We start from the raw sequence: 19,422 nt of genomic DNA on the forward strand, positions 1-19,422 counted from the left end.
GTTATCGGTCTTGGCTTGCCGACACGCAAGCTATGACATGACGCACGGCGGCGCGGGTTTGATCCATCGGACAGTCGGTCGGGACGATGAAATCGGCCCGCGCCCGCTTTTCTGCATCGGGCATCTGGCGCGCGAAGATCTCCCCGAGGCGTTCCTTCGTCATGCCCGGCCGCGCCAGCACGCGCTCTGCCTGAGTCGCGGCGTCGGCCGAGACCACGACCGTGAAGTCTACATTACGCTCGCCGCCGGTTTCGAACAGCAACGGCACGTCGAACACCACCATCGCGTCGTCGGCATGGCGTGCCAGAAACGCGGCGCGCTCCTCCCCGACGGCGGGGTGAACGATCATCTCGAGCTGCTTGAGCGCCACGGGATCGCCGAACACGCGAGCGCCGAGGTCCGCGCGATCGACGCCGTTCGGCCCCGTTGTGCCGGGAAAGTCCTGTTCGATCGCCGGAATCAGCCGACCGCCTGGTCCTTGCAGCGCGCGCACGGCCGCGTCGGAATCGAATACGGCGATGCCCTCGTCGACGAACATCTGCGCGACGGTCGATTTTCCCATGCCGATCGAACCAGTTAAACCAATCGTCTTCATGACGTCAGCAGGCTGCGCAATTCGTCGTCGCGGTCGCGCGGCGGGGCCCGGCCGAAGAACATCTCGAACGCCAGTGCCGCCTGGCCGATCAGCATTTCCAGCCCGTCGACCGTATCGAGATCGCGCGCCCGCGCTGCCTTGATCAAAGCTGTTTCCAGCGGTGCGTATACAATGTCATAGACTATTGCATCGTCGGGCAGCGCCGACAGATCGAGGTCGAGCGGCGGCTGGCCGGTCATGCCGAGCGATGTCGCATTCACCAGCAGCGCGGCCGAGGGAATCGGTGCATCGAGTTTCAGCGCATCGCCCTTCAGCCCGAAGCTCGCGAGCAACGCCGCGCCCTTCAACGGATTGCGGTTGAGCAAGGTCACGCGCCCCACGCCGACACGCGATAGCGCGAACAGGATCGCCCGCGCCGCCCCGCCCGCTCCGATCACCACAACCGGCTGACCCGCCAGGTCCATCCCCGAAATCGGCGCATAGAATCCCGCCGCATCGGTGTTGGTGCCGACGATCGCGTCGCCGTCTCGGAACACGGTGTTGATCGCACCGATCGACGCGCGGACGTCCCCGCGATCCTCAACGAAATCGAGCGCGGCTTCCTTGTGCGGGATCGTGATGTTGCAGCCGAGCCAGTCGGGATCCGCTCGCCGATCGGCGAAATAATCGCCCAGTCCCGCCGCCGCGACCTGCGTCTTGTGATACGCCGCTTCGAACCCGAGCGCAGTCAGCCAGAAACCATGGATCACCGGCGATTTCGAATGCGCGATCGGATTGCCGATCACCTCCGCATACGCCCGCCCTGAGCCTTGTCGAAGGGTCATGACGCCAATTCCCCCCGAACCCGCAGATAGTCGAGCACCGGGAGCAACGGCATGCCCAGCACGGTAAAGTGGTTGCCGTCGATGCGGCTGAACAATTGCACCCCCGGCCCCTCGATCCGAAAGCATCCAACGCAGCCCGCGATCGCCGGCCACTCCGCGTCGAGATACCCCTCGATGAAATCCTCGGACAACGGTCGCACATACAGTCGCGCGCGCTCGACATGCCGCCACACCGGGCGCCCGGCCTCCGCGATCACAGCGGCGCTCCACAGATCGTGCGTGCCGCCCGCCATGGCGCGCAAATGATGCGCGGCGTCCTTACGACTCACCGGCTTGTCGAGCAAGGTCCCGTCCGCCAGCGCGACGATCGAATCGCTGCCTAGGGCCAGCGCGGCCGGGTACGCCTGCGATACCTTGATCGCCTTCAGTTCGGCGAGCGCATCGGCAATGTCGCGCGGCGGCTGGCCGGCCATCGCCGCCTTGACGCCATCTTCATCGACGCGCGCCGGTTCCGCGACATAGGCGACCCCCGCCGCGTCGAGCATCGCCCGGCGGGAGGTGCTTTGCGAGGCGAGGATCAGCGTCATTCGCCCCCGCCCTGGTCGTTGACCAAAGCGATGATCGCCGCGGCGGTTTCCTCGATCGACCGCCGCGTCACATCGATCACCGGCCAGCCATTGTCGGCGAACATCCGCCGCGCATAGGCGACTTCGCGCGTCACTGCTTCCTGATCGACATAGGCCGTTTCGGGGTTTTGATTGAGCGACAGCAACCGGTTGCGCCGTACCTGGATCAGCCGGTCGGCGCTCGTGGTCAGCCCCACGACCAGCGGATTCCTCAGGTTGAAAAGCTTGTCCGGGGGCGGCGATTCGGGAACGATCGGGATGTTCGCGGTCTTGTATCCGCGGTTTGCGAGATAGATGCTGGTCGGTGTCTTCGACGTGCGCGACACGCCGGCGAGCACGATGTCGGCTTCCTCCCAATTCTCCCAATTGACGCCGTCGTCATGCGCGATGGTGAACTGGATCGCATCGACGCGCTGGAAATAGGCGGCGTCGAGCACGTGTTGCCGTCCGGGGCGTGCCTTGGCCTGCTGGCCGAGCAAGTTGCTCAGCGCGTCGTTGACGGGATCGAGCGGTGCCACCGCCGGCAGGCCGAGCGCGCGGCACCGCGTCTCGAGCGCCCGCCGCATCTCGCTCGACACGAGCGTGAACAGCACGAGGCCCGGATTGTGCGCGATCTCCTGCAGGATACGCTCGAGATGCGCTTCGCTGCGCACCATCGGCCAGAAATGACGGATCGTCTCGACATCGTCGAACTGCGCCAGCGCGGCCTTGGCGATATTCTCCAGCGTCTCGCCGGTGGAGTCCGACAAGAGGTGCAAATGGAGCCTCACGAGCAGCGATCCGAAAAGCCTGTGGAGAACATCGGCAAAACCGCTAGCGCAACCTGGCCCGTCGGCCAAGCGATGCGGGGCGGTGGAAAAAGCCGCGCGTCATCCACACCTGCGCCAACAGCGAATTGTTCGCCGCACAGGCTGTGAATAACGGGGACGGCACACGCGAATCCCAGCGTTTATGCGGGTCCGAACGCGTCAAGCTGTTGGCATTTGCGGGACAGAAGCCTAACCCCCGGCATCCACGCGCCAACAAGAACAACAACCTTCTTATCTATATATCTATATGACTCTTGAATCGGGCCAGGTTGGGGAAAAACCCCTGCTCGCGACGCTACGCGGCGAACGACGGGATGTGCCGCCGGTTTGGTTGATGCGTCAGGCGGGGCGGTATCTGCCCGAGTATCGCGCCTTGCGGGAGAAGAAGGGCGGGTTCCTCGCGCTCGCACTTGATCCCGAAGCGGCGTGCGAGATCACCCTTCAGCCGGTCCGCCGGTTCGGGATGGATGGCGCGATCCTGTTTTCCGATATCCTGACGGTGCCGATGGCGCTGGGCCAGAATTTGACTTTTGGCCCCGGCGAGGGACCACGGCTGACCCCCAAGGCCGACAATTGGGACGCGATCGAGCGATTGCATGTGCCCGATCACGATAAGCTTCAGCCGATCTACGAGACGGTCAGGCGCGTCGTCGCCGCGTTGCCGCCATCCACGACAATGCTCGGCTTTGCGGGCAGTCCCTGGACGGTGGCGACCTATATGATCGCCGGCGCGGGATCGAAGGACCAGGTCGAGGCGCGCACGTTGGGCTATGCCGATCCGGGCGCAATGGTGGCGTTGATTGATCGGATCGTCGACCTGACGGTGGATTATCTGTCGAACCAATACGACGCCGGGGTGGAAGCGGTGCAATTGTTCGACAGCTGGGCCGGTAGCCTGTCTCCGGCGCAATTCGAGCAATGGGTGATCGAACCCACCGAACGTATTACCAAGCGCCTGCACGAACGTTGTCCGGGCCTGATCGTGATCGGTTTTCCCAAAGGAGCTGGTGGCAAGCTTGCCGCCTACGCCCGCGAAACGGGCATCGATGCAATCGGGCTGGACGAGACGGTGGATCCCGTCTGGGCCAATGATGTGTTGCCGGAAGGGCTGCCGGTCCAGGGCAACCTTGATCCGCTCGCATTGATGGCTGGCGGCCACGCCATGACGTCAGCTGCCGAGCATGTGCTTGCCGTGTTCGCCGATCGCCCGCATGTTTTCAATCTCGGCCACGGTATCGGGCAGTTCACGCCGATCGCGCATGTCGAGCAATTACTGGCTCTGGTAAGGAACAGATGATGGAATTCCTCGCCTCGATCTATCTTTGGCTGAAGGCGGCGCATGTCATCTTCGTGATCTTCTGGATGGCGGGACTGTTCATGCTGCCGCGCTACCTCGTCCATCACCAGGAATCGCTCGGCACGCATGAGGCGGACAAGTGGATGGAGCGCGAGACCAAGCTGCGCCGTATAATCCTGACGCCGTCGATGATCCTGGTGTGGGTCTTCGGGCTCGTGATCGCGACCGTGGGCCAGCATTGGCAGGAAGGCTGGCTCCATGCCAAGCTGCTGCTCGTCATCCTGATGAGCGGCTACCATGGCTGGATGGTCAGTTATGCGAAGAAGCTTGCGGGCGGAACCACGACGCTCACGTCGAAGCAGTTGCGCATGGTCAACGAGCTGCCTGCATTGTTCGTCGCGCTGATTGTCATCCTCGTGGTGGTGAAACCCTTCTGACCGCCTTGACTTGACCTCGCGCCGTCCATAAATCCTGTCGGCGAGCGGCGCCCTCCTGGCGTGCGTTCAGCCTCTCTCCTCCAGCATTGTCGCGTTCCTTCGCAGACAGATGCTCGAAACCTCCCCCTTAAGACCCGCGGACACGCCCGAAATGCATCTCAAAGACCTCAAGAAGAAACCCCCCGCCGAACTGGTCGCGATGGCCGAGGAACTGGGCGTCGAGAGTGCATCGACGCTCCGCAAGCAGGATCTGCTGTTCGCGATCCTGAAGGAACAGGCGGAGAATGGCGACCAGATCATGGGCCTCGGCACGATCGAGGTACTGCCCGACGGGTTCGGCTTCCTGCGCAGCCCGGAAGCGAACTACCTCGCGGGTCCCGACGACATCTACATCTCGCCCAACCAGGTCCGCAAATTCGGCCTGCGCACCGGTGACACGGTCGAGGGCGAGATCCGCGCGCCCAAGGACGGTGAGCGCTATTTCGCGCTGACCAAGCTGACCAGCGTCAATTTCGACGACCCCGACGTGGTCCGCCACCGCGTCAATTTCGACAACCTCACCCCGCTCTATCCCGAGCAGAAGCTCACGCTCGACGCGATCGATCCGACGATCAAGGACAAGTCGGCGCGGGTCATCGACATCGTCTCGCCGCAGGGCAAGGGCCAGCGCACGCTGATCGTCGCGCCGCCGCGCGTCGGCAAGACGGTGATGCTGCAGAACATCGCCAAGGCGATCACCGACAACCATCCCGAAGTCTTCCTGATCGTGCTCCTGATCGACGAGCGGCCGGAAGAAGTCACCGACATGCAGCGTTCGGTGAAGGGCGAGGTCGTCAGCTCGACCTTTGACGAGCCCGCCACGCGCCACGTCCAGGTCGCCGAAATGGTGATCGAAAAGGCCAAGCGGCTGGTCGAGCACAAGAAGGATGTCGTGATCCTGCTCGACTCGATCACGCGCCTCGGTCGCGCCTACAACACCGTGGTACCGAGTTCTGGCAAGGTGCTGACCGGCGGTGTCGACGCGAACGCGCTGCAGCGCCCGAAGCGCTTCTTCGGCGCGGCGCGCAACATCGAGGAAGGCGGTTCGTTGTCGATCATCGCGACGGCGTTGATCGATACCGGCAGCCGCATGGACGAAGTCATCTTCGAAGAGTTCAAGGGCACGGGCAACTCCGAAATCGTCCTCGACCGCAAGGTCGCCGACAAGCGCATCTTCCCGGCGCTCGATGTCGGCAAGTCGGGCACGCGGAAGGAAGAGTTGCTGGTCGATCAGTCCAAGCTGTCGAAAATGTGGGTGCTCCGCCGCATCCTGATGCAGATGGGCACGATCGACGCGATGGAATTCCTGCTCGACAAGATGAAGAATTCGAAGACGAACGAGGATTTCTTCGACAGCATGAATCAGTGAACGGGCCGGATTAGCGATAGCTAATCCGAACCTCGGGCCTGATCGGCCGGCGGGCTGACAGACCGGCCGACGGCGCAGATTAACTCCGCGCCGTTTTTGTCTGGCTCGACCTCCGACCCGCTAACTCGCCGCCGCAAAGCCGCGTCGTCGGACCTCGCTATGGCGAGGCCGTCCGGTGCGCGCTTGAGCCTCGCTTTAGCTGCGCTAAATCGTTAGGCCGCGCGCACCATGTTTGACTTCGCCGATATCTTCACCCCAGCCGCCCTAGCCGTCCTCGGCCAGGTCATCCTGATCGACCTCACGCTTGCGGGCGACAATGTGGTCGTCCTGGGCACGCTCGCCGCCGGTTTTCCGCCAGCGCAGCGCAAGAAGATCCTGGCGATCGGCGTGGGCATCGCGATGGTCTTCCTGATCGGCTTCGCGCTGGTCGCAACGCAATTGCTCAACATCGTCGGCTTGCTGTTCACCGGCGGCCTGCTCCTGCTGTGGGTGGCGTGGAAGCTGTTCCGCGAGCTCCATCCGGCGACACCACCCGCTCCCGTCGACGACCCCGACACGCCGGAGATCGAAGGCCCGCCATCGACCCGCAATTTCGGCCGCGCCATCGTTTCGGTCGCGCTCGCCGATCTGTCGATGAGCCTCGACAACGTGCTGGCCGTGGCCGGCACCGCGCGCGATCACCCCGCGGTGCTGTTCATCGGCCTCGCGCTGTCGGTCACGCTGATGGGCCTCGCCGCGAACATCGTCGCGCGGTTGATCCAGCGTTTCCACTGGATCGTCTATGTCGGCCTGGCGGTGATCCTCTACGTCGCGGGCAAGATGATCTACGAGGGCTTTATTGACCCGCAGATTGGGGTCGGCCGGCTGTTCGGCTGGGCGTGACTGGCCAGCTATAATGTAAACATCAGAAATATAAAGATAATCTATATATTTTCGCGGAAAAAGGCCATGGTCCGTTCGTCGGCTAGCGTGGCCGCGTCATCGACGCGGCGCTTGCCGAATTCGGTCGCGAAGCCGTGATCGACTCCTGGATAGTCGTACAGCGTGACTTTGGGATGGTCGTCCAGCCCGGCATGCATCGCTGCCTGCACCTCCGGGCTGACGAACCCGTCATTGCCAGCGATATGGAGCATCAACGGCCGTGCGATCGCGTGCTTCTCACCCAGTAACCCGTCGACGCCCACGGCATAATAGCCGACGGCCGCATCCACGTCGGTGCGTGCCGCGGTCATGTAGGCTAGCCGGCCACCGAGGCAGTAGCCGACTGCGCCGACCTTGCCACCGCCTGTGCGATCGCGCGCCGCGCGAATTGTCGCTTCGATGTCGCGAATGCCCTTGTCCTGATCGAATTTGCCCATCCAGCCCAGCGCGGCCTGCATCTGGTCGGGAATGTCGGGATCGAGCTCGATGCCCGGCTCTAGCCGCCAGAACAGGTCGGGCGCGATCGCCAGATAGCCCGCCTCCGCCAGCTGGTCGCACTTGCGCCGGATACCGGCATTCACCCCGAAAATCTCCTGGATGACGACGATCGCCGCGGTCGCATTGCCGCCGGCCGGCTCGGCGACATAGGCGTCGAACGCGCCATCGTGGTCGAACGTCTCGATCCTGATCGTCGCGGTCATCGTCGCTCTCCTTGCTAGGCCGTGGGATACGGGGGCATATAGCTGGCGAATAGCAGCGGGAAGGGTCGCGATGAAGATCAATGTCGAGGTGGATTGCACGCCCGAGGAAGCGCGCCGGGCGATCGGCCTGCCCGATCTGTCGCCGATCCACGACAAATATATCCAGGCGATCATGGGGGCGATGGATGGCTCCGCGGTGAAGCCGGAACTTCTTGAAAACATGATGAAAAACTGGATGCCAATGGGCGATGCCAGCCTGGCGTTCTGGCGCGGCCTGTTCGATCAGGCGACCGGCAAGAAGGACTGACGCCAGTCTGTCGCCGGATGGATACGATCTATGCCTGTTCGACCGGCGCACCGCCCGCCGCGATTGCGATCGTTCGGATCAGCGGGTCCGAAGCAGTCGTAGCGGCGCGATCGCTCGCATGCGACCTTCCCCCGCCGCGCGAGGCGCGCGTGCGCACACTGCGCGATCCAGCGAGCGGCGATCATCTCGACCGCGCGCTGGTTCTGGTCTTCCCGGGCCCGTCGACCGCAACCGGCGAGGACTTGATCGAGCTGCACTTGCATGGTGGCCGGGCTGTGGTCGCGGCGGTAGAGGCGGCGCTGGCGGGGCGACCGGGATTGCGGCGCGCCGACCCCGGCGAGTTCACGCGCCGCGCGCTCGCCAACGGACGGATCGATCTGGCGGAAGCGGAAGGGCTCGGCGATCTTCTGGCGGCCGAAACCGAAATGCAGCGCCGTTCCGCGCTGGCGATGGCCGACGGTGCGCTGTCGCGGCGGATAGCGGGATGGCGAGGGGAATTGCTGGGTCTCGCCGCGCAGATCGAGGGGTCCCTCGATTTCTCCGACGAAGCGGACGTTCCCGCGGCGTTGCTGGACTCTATCCGCAGTCGCGCGGAGCAGGTCGCGGCGGAGATGAGGGCGGCGTTGTCCGCGCCCACAGTGGAGCGACTGCGTGACGGTGTGCGCGTGGTGCTGGCCGGGCCGCCCAATAGCGGCAAGTCGACCCTGCTCAACGCGCTCGCGCGGCGCGAGGCGGCGATCGTTTCGCCGATCGCTGGCACGACGCGGGATCGGATCGAAGTCTCGGTCGCGCGCGTGGGCATCCCCTTCGTGCTGACCGACACCGCCGGCTTGCGTGCCGACACCAACGACGCGATCGAGCGGATGGGAATCGCGCGCGCGGATGAGGCGATCCGTGGCGCGGACCTGGTGCTATGGCTCGGCGACGAGTCCCCCCCTGCACCGTCGATGCTGTGGCTTCATGCGCGCGCTGACTTGCCCGGCCGCGCCGAAACCCCGCCTGGGCCGGTCCTTGCCGTGTCGGCGGAACGCGATGGGTCGGTGGAGGCGCTGTGGGATCTGGTCGTTGGCCGTGCGGGCGCGCTGATTCCCAAGCCGGGCGAGCTCGCGTTCAACGCCCGGCAGGAGGAGCATTGCCGCGCCGCCGTGACGGCGCTGGCCGACATCGACTCGAGGGACGAACTGGTCGTCGCCGATGCCCTCCGCCGCGCCAACGCCGCGCTGGCGCAGATCACCGGCGAGGTCGGTGTCGAGGCGATGCTCGACACGCTGTTCGGAAAATTCTGCATCGGAAAGTGAGTGTTCCACGTGGAACAAGCTGCTAACCGCCGCGCATGAGCAGGTTCGATGTCATCGTTATCGGCGGCGGCCATGCCGGTGTCGAGGCCGCCGCGGCGGCCTCGCGCCGCGGTGCGCGCGTGGCGCTGGTGACGTTCTCCGAAGCGAATATCGGGACCATGTCGTGCAATCCGAGCATTGGCGGGCTCGGCAAGGGTCACCTGGTCCGGGAGGTCGACGCTTGCGACGGAATCATGGCGCGCGCGGCGGACGCGGCAGCGATCCATTACCGCATGCTCAACCGCAGCAAGGGCGCGGCGGTGCGCGGCCCGCGCGTTCAGGCCGACCGCAAGCGGTTCGCGGCGGCGGTTCGAAGAGCGGTCAAGGCGAACGAACGTATCGAAATCGTGCCGGGCGAGGCGGTGTCCCTTATTGTCGAACGACAGGCGATTGCGGGCGTCACTCTCGCCGATGGCACGGCGCTCGAAGCGCCGGCTATCGTCCTAGCGACCGGGACCTTCCTCGGCGCGCGGATGTTTCGCGGCGAGGACCGAGAGGCTGGCGGCCGGCTCGGCGAACGGGCGGCGACAGCGATGGCGGATCAGCTCCGGTCGCTCGGCCTGCCCATGACTCGGCTCAAGACTGGGACGCCGCCACGGCTCGACGGGCGGACGATCGACTGGGCGCGGCTCGAACGCCAGCCGTCGGAAGACGAGCCATGGACGATGTCGCCGCTGTCATTCCATCGGCCCCTGCCCCAGCTTGCCTGCGCGATCACGCGGACGACCGAGCGAACGCACCACATCATTCGCGCCGCGCTCGACCGGTCGCCTCTGTTCGGCGGCGCGATCGAGGGCGCCGGACCGCGCTATTGCCCCTCGATCGAGGACAAGGTCCACCGTTTCGGCGACCGAGACGGGCATCAGATCTTTCTCGAACCCGAGGGACTGGACGACGCGACCGTCTATCCCAACGGCGTCTCGACGTCGCTGCCCGCTGACACGCAAGCCGATCTGATCGCGTCGGTCCCCGGGCTGGAGCGGACGCGGATCATCGCGTTCGGCTATGCAGTCGAATACGACCATATCGATCCGCGCTCGCTCGATCACCGGCTCGAACTGGCGGCGTTGCCCGGCCTGTTCTGCGCGGGCCAGATCAACGGCACGACCGGTTATGAAGAGGCGGCGGCGCAGGGTCTGGTCGCCGGTGCCAATGCCGCTGCGCTGGCGCTGGGACTCGACCCGTTCCTTCCCGACCGCACGCAAAGCTATCTAGGCGTGATGATCGATGATCTGGTGTTGCAAGGCGTGACGGAGCCGTATCGCATGCTGACTGCGCGCGCCGAATTCCGGCTGAGGCTGCGCGCTGATAATGCAGAGACGCGGCTGTCGCCCGTTGCGGAGGCTGCGGGGCTGCTCGGTGCGGAGCGGCTGGCGCATGTGCGGTCCCGCGACACCGAGCGCGCGGCGATCGACGCGGCGTTCGCCCGTCCAATCACAGCCGCTGTGCTCGCGCATACCGGCGTCGGCCAGGATGGCGCGCGCCGCACTGCTGGTGAATGGCTCCGCTTCCCCAATGTGGCCCTCGCCGATGTCGTGCCCGACCTCGATGGGGTCATGACGCCAATACTGGCGGAAGCGATCGATGACGCACGCTATGCGCCCTATGTGGAGCGGCAGGACGCCGAGGTCGCCGAATTGCGTGCGAGCGAGCGCGCGACGCTCCGCGAAGATCTCGACTTCTCAGTGATTCCCGGCCTGTCGACCGAGATGGTGGAACGGTTGGCCGCCGCGCGGCCGGCAACGCTCGCCGCCGCCGGACGAGTCCGCGGCATCACACCCGCGGCGCTGACCGCGATCCTGCTTCACACCAACCGGCGTGCGGCGTGACCGAAGACGAGGCGCGCACCTGGGCTGGTGCCCGCTTCGATTCTGCGGCGATGGCTCGCCTTGATCGTCTGGCGGCGATCGTGACCGTGGAAAGCGAAAGGCAAAACTTGGTTGCGAGATCGACGCTCGACTCGATCTGGGGGCGGCATATCGTCGATTCGCTGCAGCTCGTCGCGTTGGGACCGGAGGGTGTATGGCTCGACATCGGTACCGGCGCGGGTTTTCCGGGGCTGGCTGTGGCCGCCGTGGAGCCCGAGCGCAGGATGATCCTGGTCGAACCGCGACGACTGCGCGCAGATTATCTCAGCGCAGTGGCGGCGGCGCTGGGTTTGACCAACGTCTCTGTCAAGGCCACCAAAGTGGAAGCCGTGCGGGACAAGGCGAAGGTGATCTCGGCCCGTGCCGTATCGCGGATTGCCGCGCTTTTCGAGTCCGCGCACCGATGCGCCGATAAGGAAACGATCTGGCTGCTGCCAAAAGGCCGAAATGCCGATGAGGAGGTGGCGGAAGCGCGACGAGCGTGGCATGGTGTGTTTCACGTGGAACAGAGCATCACCAGTCCCGATTCAGCCATCGTGGTCGCGCGCGGCGTGAGGCGGCAGTGACGGTTATCGCGGTCGCTAATCAGAAAGGCGGAGTCGGCAAGACGACCACCGCGATCAACCTCGGCACCGCGCTCGCCGCGACGGGCAAGCGCGTGCTGATTGTCGATCTCGATCCCCAGGGGAACGCCTCGACTGGGCTCGGTATCCATCGCGCCAATCGCGCGCGGTCGAGCTATGAAGTGCTGATTGGCGAAACCAGCGTCGAGTCGGCAGCGATCGCAACGGCGGTGCCCAAGCTCGATATCGTTCCGGCGACCGTCGATTTGTCGGGTGCCGAGATCGAACTAGTCGATTATGAGGAGCGCACACACCGGCTCGATCACGCTTTGTCGGCGGCGGATGATCGCTGGGATGTCGTGTTGATCGATTGCCCGCCGTCGCTTGGGCTGTTGACGATCAACGCGATGGTCGCGGCGGATTCGCTGCTGGTGCCATTGCAGTGCGAATTCTTTGCTTTGGAAGGGCTTAGCCAGCTTTTGAGTACCGTCGAGCGCATTCGGTCGCGGTTCAATCCGGGCCTCGCTATCCTCGGCGTGGCGCTGACCATGTATGATCGCCGCAACCGGCTGACCGAGCAGGTGTCGTCGGACGTGCGCGCGGTTCTGGGCAAGGTGGTGTTCGATACGGTGATACCGCGGAACGTCCGGCTCTCCGAAGCGCCGAGCCATGGCGTGCCGGCGTTGATCTATGATTATCGCTGTTCGGGATCGGAGGCGTATATGGCGCTTGCGCGCGAATTGATCGGCCGCCTGCCGCCCGCCAAGCCGGCGATCGCGGCATGAGCGTGAAGCCCCGCTCCGGCCTCGGCCGCGGTCTGAACGCCCTGCTCGGGGATATTGCCGCAGAGCCCGTGGCGACGACCGGCGATTCCACGGCCGGGATTCGCATGATGCCGGTCGGCGCGCTGACGCCGCAACCCGGCCAGCCGCGGCGGAGCTTCGACGAAACCGCGCTGGAGGAACTGGCGCAGTCCATCGCGGCGCGCGGCGTGCTTCAGCCGATCCTGGTTCGTCCCCATGGTCGCAATTACCAGATCGTCGCCGGCGAACGCCGCTGGCGCGCGGCGCAGCGCGCGCGGCTCCACGAAGTGCCGGTCATCGTCCGAGAACTGGACGACGCCGACACGTTCGAGATCGCACTGCTCGAAAACATTCAGCGCCGCGATCTCAACGCGGTCGAAGAAGCGGACGCCTACAAACGGCTTATCACCGAGTTCGGGCATACCCAGGAAGCGCTCGCTAAGCTGGTCAACAAATCCCGCAGCCACATCGCCAACTTATTGAGATTACTGGATCTTCCCGAGTTTGTTCAAGCGTTGTTGGTCGAGGGCCAGATCGATATGGGGCATGCCCGTGCGTTGATCGGCGCGCCCGATGTCGAGCGTCTCGCGGCCGAGGTCGTGGCCAAGGGGCTATCGGTGCGCGAGACCGAGCGGCTGGCGCGGTCGGCGAAGAGCGACGATGCGAAAAGCGGATCGGGCGGCGGGCGTAATGCCGACATCGCTGCGCTCGAACGCCAATTAAGCGACGTCATCGGGCTGGGTGTCAGAATCAGCTATGGGCCGAAGGGTGGAACGCTGATGGTCGCTTACTCGACGCTCGACCAACTCGACATGATATGCCAGCGGCTGACCGGCGAGCCGCTCTGACGCACTGATTCAGCGTGCTCGTGCGGCGATCCGCGTGGTTTCGGTGATCGCGACGTCGGACAGTATCTCGCCCGCCCCGCCTGCCGACATCAATGCGCGCTCGGCGCGGCGCAAGCGATCGATCGCCGCCACAATCTCGCCGCTGCGCCAGCGCTGGAGCAGGCGGATCGTCCTCGCCTCCTCGCGAAAATGCAGCCGGCGCTTCTTGATCGTGGCGGTTGCGTCAGCCCCGCCATCGACTTCGCCACGCATCGCCGCCAAGTTCATCAGCTTGCGCACGATCTGGCGCAGCAGCGGGATCGCCGCGCCGCCCGATTCGGCAAAACGCGACAGTTCGCCCGCAATGTCGCGCACCCGCCCCTCCAGCGCGGCGTCGACCACGTCGGACATCTGCGCATCGCCCAGTTCGGCGCCCAGCGCGTCGATCGTGTCGTTGTCGAGGTCGCGCGGCCGGTCCGCGGCGGCATCGAGATAGAGCGCGAACTTCTCGGTCTCGCGCGCGATAATCGCGCGGTCGCCGTTGGCGGCGGCCATAAGGCGGCGGGCGGCTGACTGGCTCGGGCGCAGGCCATGTTCGCGCGCGATCGCAGCGACCATCCGCTCGGCGTTCGCCCCGTCGGGTATATAACAGGCGAAGCTCATCGCGGCGGGCTGCGCGATGGCGAACTCGACCAGCTTGCCCTTGGTGCGGACGCCCGGCGCAAGGATCACGACGGGGTGTTCGACCTGCGGTTCGGCAATCAGCAGCTGCGCTGCCTCGATCGCGTCCTCGCCCGCGCCGCTGACCAGGATCCAGCGCCGCCCGCCGAACAAAGCCAGCGACCGCGCCTCGTCGACGACGCGTCCGGGATCGCCTTTCAGCGACGACCCGTCGATCGCTACCTTTTCGGCGTCGGCGCCCAGCGCGCGGCCGAGGCGAGCGGCATAATCGGCTGCCCCCGCTTCGTCGGGACCATGAAACAGATAGAGCCGTATCGCGGGAGACGCGGCATCGAGTGCACTAACTAACTGATTTTCAGACGCTTTCACTTGGCCGCGGCGCGTCGCGTATAGACCGCAATGCGGGTGACGATCTGGTCGGCGACAATCTCGGTCAAATTCTCCAGCGCGGTATTCTCAGCCGCGATTGTCGCATATTCGGAATTCACAACGTCCACGCCCGCATCGGAGCCGGCGGTCGCGTCGAGCACTGTGGTCCCCGTCGCGGCGTCGACCAACTGAAAGCGCGCCCGGAGGGATCGCCGTTCGCGCGACACCGTATTGTCGCGCGTAATGCCCAATCCGACGATCGAATCGTCGAGCTTGATCTCGAGCCGATATTTCGCCGCGGCTCCTGACCCATGGGGCAACCGGTCGCGCAGCGCATTGCTCATCAGATAGCCGGTTTTGCCGGCAATCGGCGCGACCTCGATCCCCGCCAGCCCACGCGCGACGGCGCCCGATCCCCCGCCCTCATAGAGCGGATGCAGTCCGCACGCCTGGAGCGCGAGCGCGAGCAGAAGGACGAGCCGCTTCATGCCACCAGATTGACCAGACGATCGGGCACGACAATCACTTTCTTCGGTTCTGCGCCGTCGAGCAGACGAATAACATTGGCGTTGGCGCGTGCCGCGGCCTCGATTACGTCCTTGGGCGATCCCTTGGGCATGGTCAGCGTATCACGCAGTTTGCCGTTGATTTGAATCGCGATCGTCACTTCGTCCTCGACTAGCAGGGCTGGGTCATACGTCGGCCACGCCGCGTCGGCGACTAGGCCGCTTTCGCCCATCGCCGCCCAGGCTTCCTCCGCCAGATGAGGCATCATCGGCGCAACCAAACGCACCAGCGTACGGATCGCGGTGGTGCGCGACGCCGACGGCGCGGCCTTTTCGATCGCGTTGACCAGTTCGTACAGCTTGGCCACGGCCTTGTTGAATTGCAGCGCCTCTATATCGGTCGCGACGCCGGCGATAGTCTGGGCGAGCTTCCGATCGATCGCTGTGTCGACGCCCTCTCCCTCCGCGATCCCGTCGACCAGCCGCCACAGCCGTTGAACGAAGCGCCAAGACCCCTCGATCCCCGCCTCCGACCAGGCGAGGTCCCGCTCGGGCGGCGAATCGGACAGCATGAACCACCGCGTCGCGTCGGCCCCGTACTGATCGACGATCGGTTCGGGATCGATCGTGTTCTTCTTGGACTTCGACATCTTCTCGGTGCGGCCGACCGTGATCGGCAGGCCGGTTTCGATCTCGATCCCGTCGCGCACGTCGTCGGGCGACAGCCACTTGCCCTCGACCGACTTGTAGGTTTCGTGCGTCACCATCCCTTGCGTGAACAGCCCGGCGAACGGCTCGGCGACGTCGAGCATGTCCATGTGCTTGAGCGCGCGCGTCCAGAAGCGGGCATAGAGCAAGTGCAGGATCGCGTGCTCGACTCCGCCGATATATTGCCCGACCGGGAGCCATTGTTCTGCGGTCGCGCGATCGAACGCCTTGTCCTTCGGCTGGCTGGCGAAGCGGATGAAATACCAGGAGGAATCGGCGAAGGTGTCGAGCGTGTCGGTCTCGCGCACCGCTTCGCCGCCGCAGCTCGGGCACGCGACATGCTTCCACGTCGGATGGCGGTCGAGCGGGTTGCCGGGGATGTCGAACGACACATCCTCGGGCAGCACCACGGGCAGTTGCTCGCGCGGCACCGGCACCGCACCGCAGGTCGCGCAATGGATGATCGGGATCGGTGTGCCCCAGTACCGCTGGCGACTGACGCCCCAGTCGCGCAGGCGGAATACGGTTGTGCCGTGGCCCCAGCCACCGGCTTCGGCGCGGCGGATCACCTCGCGCTTGGCATCCTCGACATCCATGCCGTCGAGGAAATGCGAGTTCACCAGCGTGCCCGGGCCCGAATAGGCCTCGGCATCGCGGAAACCGGGATCGGTCTTGTCGCCGTCCGACACGACGCGGCGGATCGTGAGGCCATATTTGCTGGCGAACTCGAAGTCGCGCTGGTCGTGCGCGGGCACGCCGAACACCGCGCCGGTGCCATAGTCCATCAGCACGAAGTTCGCGATGTAGAGTGGCAGGTTGATCGCCGTGTCGAACGGGTGCGCCACGGTCAACCCGGTGTCGAAGCCGAGCTTTTCCTGCGTTTCCAGCTCGGCGGCGGTGGTGCCGCCCTGTTTGCAGCGTTCGACGAACGCCGCCGCCTTGGCGTCATTTGCGGCAAGTGCTTGGGAAACAGGATGATCCGCAGCGACCGCGACAAAGCTCGCGCCGAAGATCGTGTCGGGACGGGTGGTGAAGACCTCGACCTCGCTTCCGTCCGAAACCTGCCACCGAAACTGCAGGCCCTGCGACTTGCCGATCCAGTTTTCCTGCATCAGCTTGACCTTGTCAGGCCAGTGTTCGAGGCCCTTCAGGCCTTCGAGTAGTTCGTCGCCAAATTGCGTGATCTTCAAAAACCATTGCGACAGCTTGCGCTTTTCGACCAACGCACCTGATCGCCAGCCGCGCCCGTCGATCACCTGTTCGTTGGCCAGCACCGTCATGTCGACGGGATCCCAGTTGACCGACGATTCCTTGCGATAGACCAGGCCGTTCGCGAACATGTCGAGGAACAAGGCCTGTTCGTGGCCGTAATAATCGGGCTCGCACGTCGCCAGCTCGCGGCTCCAATCGAGTGCGAAGCCCAGCCGCTTGAGCTGCACCTTCATCGTCGCGATATTGTCGCGGGTCCAGCCGCCCGGATGCACGCCTTTTTCCATCGCGGCATTCTCGGCCGGCATGCCGAACGCGTCCCACCCCATCGGGTGGAGCACTTCCATGCCGTTCATCCGTCGATAGCGCGCCAGCACGTCGCCCATCGTATAGTTGCGGACGTGCCCCATATGGATCCGCCCCGAGGGATACGGAAACATCTCAAGCACATAGCTCTTGGGCTTAGGGCTGTCGTCCTTGGCGGTGAACGTCTGGCGGTCGTCCCACACCTTTTGCCACTGGGCGTCGGCCTTCAGTGGATTGAAGCGTGACATGATGGTCTTCCTGTTGGGCGGGCATCACCCGCCCGCCGGGGTTGGATTCTTACTTCGTGACGACTGCCGCGCGACGCAGGTCGCGCGCGCGGGTGAGGATGATGTCCTCGAGCTTCTGGACGGTCGCCGCCTGCACCGGGGCCGCGACCCACTGACCGCCCTGGTTGACCTGGCGGAGAGCCGCGACGCGGACCGCATCGGCGCGCAGATCCTGATCGAGGATCGTGACCGTGACCTTCATCCGCTCGCTCGGCGCCGAGGGGTTCACATACCAGTCGGTGACGATGACGCCGCCGTTCGAATCGGTCTGGAGCAGCGGCATGAAGCTCAACGTGTCGAGCGTCGCGCGCCACAGATAGGCGTTGACGCCGATCGTCGTCACCTTCGACGCGGCGATGTCTGCCTTGAGGCGCTCTTTCCCCCCGCCACAAGCGGCGAGCGGGAGCAACAGGGCCAGATACGCGGCGGAGCGCAGACGAGTCATCGAACGTTTTCCTGACACTTAAATTTGGTGGAGCGCATCTATAGATGCTCAAGGCCGCGCCGCAAGCGCGCATAGCGGCGACCCCGAATGTGGATATGGTGCAACACCTGACCAAAATCATGGATTCGCGGTGGCGGCGGCGGAACGATTCGTGTTAGGGCGAGTCCCGTATAGAAGACGTAGGGAACCATTGGCGGTGAAAAAGCGGGTTATTCTTGGCACGATGGTCGGGGCGCTAGCCGTCGCCGGCGCATTCGCCATGCCCGCGTTCGGCACGCCTGATGCGGTGCGCCGTGTCGCCAACCCGTTGTCCTCGAAGCAGATTTTCTTCACGCCGGCGTCGGCCGATCCGAAGCTGGCGGCGTTGATCGCGCGCAACGGCGTCGGCGCGACCTCGTTCCGCTTCACCCCTGCCGAATCGCGCGGCGCGCCTCGCCCGCTCAACGCGCTTCAGATCGCGACGCCGAAGACGGGCGTGGTTACGCTGCGTGGCTTGGGCGGCGATAGGATAGCCCCGGCGGTCGGCATCGCGCCGATCAAGTATAATCTGGTTGCGACCACCGCGGCGAAGCGACTGACGGTCTCTGGCGCTGCCGATGGGCCGAAGGTTGACCTCGGTACTTCGCCGGGCACGCGCCGGATCGACCCGAACTTCAACCTGTCGAAGCCGTCGAAGCTGAAGGCTGTCACGGATCGCCCGCCGGCCGACACTCATCTGACCAACGACGCGCCGCAGATGATCGACGTCGGCGGGGCCTATTCGCTCAGCCGCAAGATCGATGTGACCGCCGGTGTGCGTTACCGGTCGCCGGATCGTGATCGCCTCGCGCCCATGCCGGACGATCGCCGCGTGGACAGCCAGGCGGTCTATGTCGGGACGACGTTCAGGTTCTAAGGTGGCCGCCGCTATTTAGCGGCGCTAAATAGCAATCAGCGGCAACCCGGGCGGCCTCGCATGGCGAGGTCCAACGACGCGGCTTTGCCGCGTCGGGCGCTTCGCCCCCGACAAATAACTGCATCGCTGCATCAATCGAGGCTCCTGCCTTCGCAGGAGCACTGGTCAGTTCGCTTTGCCGCCGCCCCAGGCGTCGATCGCCGCCCAACCGTAAAACCCGCGTAGCTTGCGGAATCTCGTCGCGTCCATCCCGCCCAGCGCGATCACAGGTACCCGCACCCCGCGGGCCACCTTCTCCGCCGCTCTCACCCCCAGTATCTCCTCGCCCGGATGCGATCGTGTCGCGAACACCGCCGACACGAACAGGGCGTCCGCGCCTTGCCTAACCGCCGCGCGCGCCTCCGCCAGCGAATGCGCTGAGGCCGTGCACAGCCCGCGCCCGCGCCGGTTGTGCACGCCGTCCGCGCCAGGTCCGCACCAATCTCCCGCGCGCACCACGATCAGACCCCGCGCTCGAGCCACGCGCACGACTCGCGCGAACAATTGCCGCCGCTGTTCCACCGGCGTAGCATAGTGCCGGAACACCACTCCGCCCCCGCGCGGAAGTCGTTCCAGTGCGTCCCACAACCGCTCGCCCAACCGCTCGTCGGTCATCAGCCAGAGTCTTGGTACGACTTTTGGCGGAAGGGGGTG

At 65.1% G+C, this 19,422-nt stretch carries 21 protein-coding genes; 11 read left to right on the forward strand and 10 right to left on the reverse strand.

All coding sequences use genetic code 11. The features are described 5' to 3' along the window. Position 1 precedes the first annotated feature (1 nt). Genes coaE through J0J06_RS11815 form a run of 4 tightly spaced genes read right to left on the reverse strand, consistent with a single transcriptional unit; the run spans position 2 to position 2,815 of the window. Positions 2-595: a dephospho-CoA kinase gene (gene coaE, locus J0J06_RS11800; protein WP_294042143.1), complete on the reverse strand. Its 594-nt coding sequence runs from the start codon at positions 593-595 to the stop codon at positions 2-4. After that, positions 592-1,419, reverse strand: a complete 828-nt coding sequence (gene aroE, locus J0J06_RS11805) for a shikimate dehydrogenase (protein ID WP_294042145.1) — start codon at positions 1,417-1,419, stop codon at positions 592-594. The genes coaE and aroE overlap by 4 nt, the downstream gene beginning before the upstream one ends. Beyond that, positions 1,416-2,006: a nucleoside triphosphate pyrophosphatase gene (locus tag J0J06_RS11810; protein ID WP_294042147.1), complete on the reverse strand. Its 591-nt coding sequence runs from the start codon at positions 2,004-2,006 to the stop codon at positions 1,416-1,418. Before J0J06_RS11810 ends, aroE begins: the two co-directional genes overlap by 4 nt. Continuing rightward, positions 2,003-2,815: a pyruvate, water dikinase regulatory protein gene (locus J0J06_RS11815; RefSeq protein WP_294042149.1), complete on the reverse strand. Its 813-nt coding sequence runs from the start codon at positions 2,813-2,815 to the stop codon at positions 2,003-2,005. Before J0J06_RS11815 ends, J0J06_RS11810 begins: the two co-directional genes overlap by 4 nt. Positions 2,816-3,101: 286 nt before the next feature. Between J0J06_RS11815 and hemE the strand changes: the two genes are divergently transcribed. The 4 genes from hemE to J0J06_RS11835 all read left to right on the forward strand — a co-directional run bounded on the left by hemE (position 3,102) and on the right by J0J06_RS11835 (position 6,878). Further along, positions 3,102-4,151 carry a uroporphyrinogen decarboxylase gene (hemE, locus tag J0J06_RS11820; protein WP_294042151.1) on the forward strand — a complete coding sequence of 350 codons (1,050 nt, stop codon included), beginning with the start codon at positions 3,102-3,104 and terminating at the stop codon, positions 4,149-4,151. Further along, positions 4,148-4,588 carry a CopD family protein gene (locus tag J0J06_RS11825; protein WP_294042152.1) on the forward strand — a complete coding sequence of 147 codons (441 nt, stop codon included), beginning with the start codon at positions 4,148-4,150 and terminating at the stop codon, positions 4,586-4,588. The genes hemE and J0J06_RS11825 overlap by 4 nt, the downstream gene beginning before the upstream one ends. A gap of 151 nt (positions 4,589-4,739) precedes the next feature. Then, entirely contained in the window at positions 4,740-5,996 is a 1,257-nt protein-coding gene (rho, locus tag J0J06_RS11830; protein WP_294042154.1) for a transcription termination factor Rho, read from the forward strand. A 228-nt stretch (positions 5,997-6,224) separates the two neighbouring features. After that, positions 6,225-6,878, forward strand: coding sequence for a YjbE family putative metal transport protein (locus J0J06_RS11835; RefSeq protein ID WP_294042156.1), 654 nt, complete (start codon positions 6,225-6,227; stop codon positions 6,876-6,878). Between the two features lie 41 nt (positions 6,879-6,919). On the opposite strand, the gene J0J06_RS11840 is transcribed toward J0J06_RS11835, so the two are convergent. Next, a complete protein-coding gene (locus tag J0J06_RS11840) occupies positions 6,920-7,618 on the reverse strand; it encodes a dienelactone hydrolase family protein (protein ID WP_294042158.1) in 699 nt (232 codons plus the stop codon). A gap of 70 nt (positions 7,619-7,688) precedes the next feature. On the opposite strand from J0J06_RS11840, the gene J0J06_RS11845 reads away from it, so the two are divergent. Genes J0J06_RS11845 through J0J06_RS11870 form a run of 6 tightly spaced genes read left to right on the forward strand, consistent with a single transcriptional unit; the run spans position 7,689 to position 13,344 of the window. Next, a complete protein-coding gene (locus J0J06_RS11845; protein WP_294042159.1) occupies positions 7,689-7,925 on the forward strand; it encodes a DUF6489 family protein in 237 nt (78 codons plus the stop codon). A gap of 17 nt (positions 7,926-7,942) precedes the next feature. Then, positions 7,943-9,223 carry a tRNA uridine-5-carboxymethylaminomethyl(34) synthesis GTPase MnmE gene (gene mnmE, locus J0J06_RS11850; RefSeq protein WP_294042161.1) on the forward strand — a complete coding sequence of 427 codons (1,281 nt, stop codon included), beginning with the start codon at positions 7,943-7,945 and terminating at the stop codon, positions 9,221-9,223. Between the two features lie 35 nt (positions 9,224-9,258). Further along, the gene (gene mnmG, locus J0J06_RS11855; RefSeq protein ID WP_294042162.1) at positions 9,259-11,091 is read left to right on the forward strand and encodes a tRNA uridine-5-carboxymethylaminomethyl(34) synthesis enzyme MnmG; all 1,833 of its coding nucleotides are present in this window, start codon (positions 9,259-9,261) and stop codon (positions 11,089-11,091) included. Further along, positions 11,088-11,696, forward strand: coding sequence for a 16S rRNA (guanine(527)-N(7))-methyltransferase RsmG (gene rsmG, locus J0J06_RS11860; protein WP_294042164.1), 609 nt, complete (start codon positions 11,088-11,090; stop codon positions 11,694-11,696). Before mnmG ends, rsmG begins: the two co-directional genes overlap by 4 nt. Further along, the gene (locus tag J0J06_RS11865) at positions 11,693-12,478 is read left to right on the forward strand and encodes an AAA family ATPase (RefSeq protein ID WP_294042166.1); all 786 of its coding nucleotides are present in this window, start codon (positions 11,693-11,695) and stop codon (positions 12,476-12,478) included. Before rsmG ends, J0J06_RS11865 begins: the two co-directional genes overlap by 4 nt. Further along, the gene (locus J0J06_RS11870; RefSeq protein ID WP_294042168.1) at positions 12,475-13,344 is read left to right on the forward strand and encodes a ParB/RepB/Spo0J family partition protein; all 870 of its coding nucleotides are present in this window, start codon (positions 12,475-12,477) and stop codon (positions 13,342-13,344) included. The genes J0J06_RS11865 and J0J06_RS11870 overlap by 4 nt, the downstream gene beginning before the upstream one ends. Before the next feature lie 9 nt (positions 13,345-13,353). Here the strand turns inward: J0J06_RS11870 and holA are convergent, their stop codons facing one another. Genes holA through J0J06_RS11890 form a run of 4 tightly spaced genes read right to left on the reverse strand, consistent with a single transcriptional unit; the run spans position 13,354 to position 17,834 of the window. After that, positions 13,354-14,373, reverse strand: coding sequence for a DNA polymerase III subunit delta (gene holA, locus J0J06_RS11875; RefSeq protein WP_294042170.1), 1,020 nt, complete (start codon positions 14,371-14,373; stop codon positions 13,354-13,356). Further along, entirely contained in the window at positions 14,370-14,861 is a 492-nt protein-coding gene (lptE, locus tag J0J06_RS11880; protein ID WP_294042172.1) for an LPS assembly lipoprotein LptE, read from the reverse strand. Before lptE ends, holA begins: the two co-directional genes overlap by 4 nt. Then, positions 14,858-17,353 carry a leucine--tRNA ligase gene (leuS, locus tag J0J06_RS11885; protein ID WP_294042502.1) on the reverse strand — a complete coding sequence of 832 codons (2,496 nt, stop codon included), beginning with the start codon at positions 17,351-17,353 and terminating at the stop codon, positions 14,858-14,860. The genes lptE and leuS overlap by 4 nt, the downstream gene beginning before the upstream one ends. Before the next feature lie 46 nt (positions 17,354-17,399). Continuing rightward, positions 17,400-17,834 carry a DUF3576 domain-containing protein gene (locus J0J06_RS11890; RefSeq protein WP_294042174.1) on the reverse strand — a complete coding sequence of 145 codons (435 nt, stop codon included), beginning with the start codon at positions 17,832-17,834 and terminating at the stop codon, positions 17,400-17,402. Positions 17,835-18,030: 196 nt separating this feature from the next. Here J0J06_RS11890 and J0J06_RS11895 point away from each other — a divergent pair, with 196 nt between their 5' ends. Next, positions 18,031-18,729, forward strand: a complete 699-nt coding sequence (locus J0J06_RS11895) for a hypothetical protein (RefSeq protein WP_294042175.1) — start codon at positions 18,031-18,033, stop codon at positions 18,727-18,729. Between the two features lie 165 nt (positions 18,730-18,894). Here J0J06_RS11895 and J0J06_RS11900 read toward each other — a convergent pair whose 3' ends face one another. Further along, positions 18,895-19,383 carry a thiamine phosphate synthase gene (locus J0J06_RS11900; protein WP_294042177.1) on the reverse strand — a complete coding sequence of 163 codons (489 nt, stop codon included), beginning with the start codon at positions 19,381-19,383 and terminating at the stop codon, positions 18,895-18,897. Positions 19,384-19,422: the final 39 nt, after the last annotated feature.

The organism is Sphingomonas sp., from assembly GCF_017304615.1.
Lineage (GTDB): Bacteria > Pseudomonadota > Alphaproteobacteria > Sphingomonadales > Sphingomonadaceae > Sphingomonas.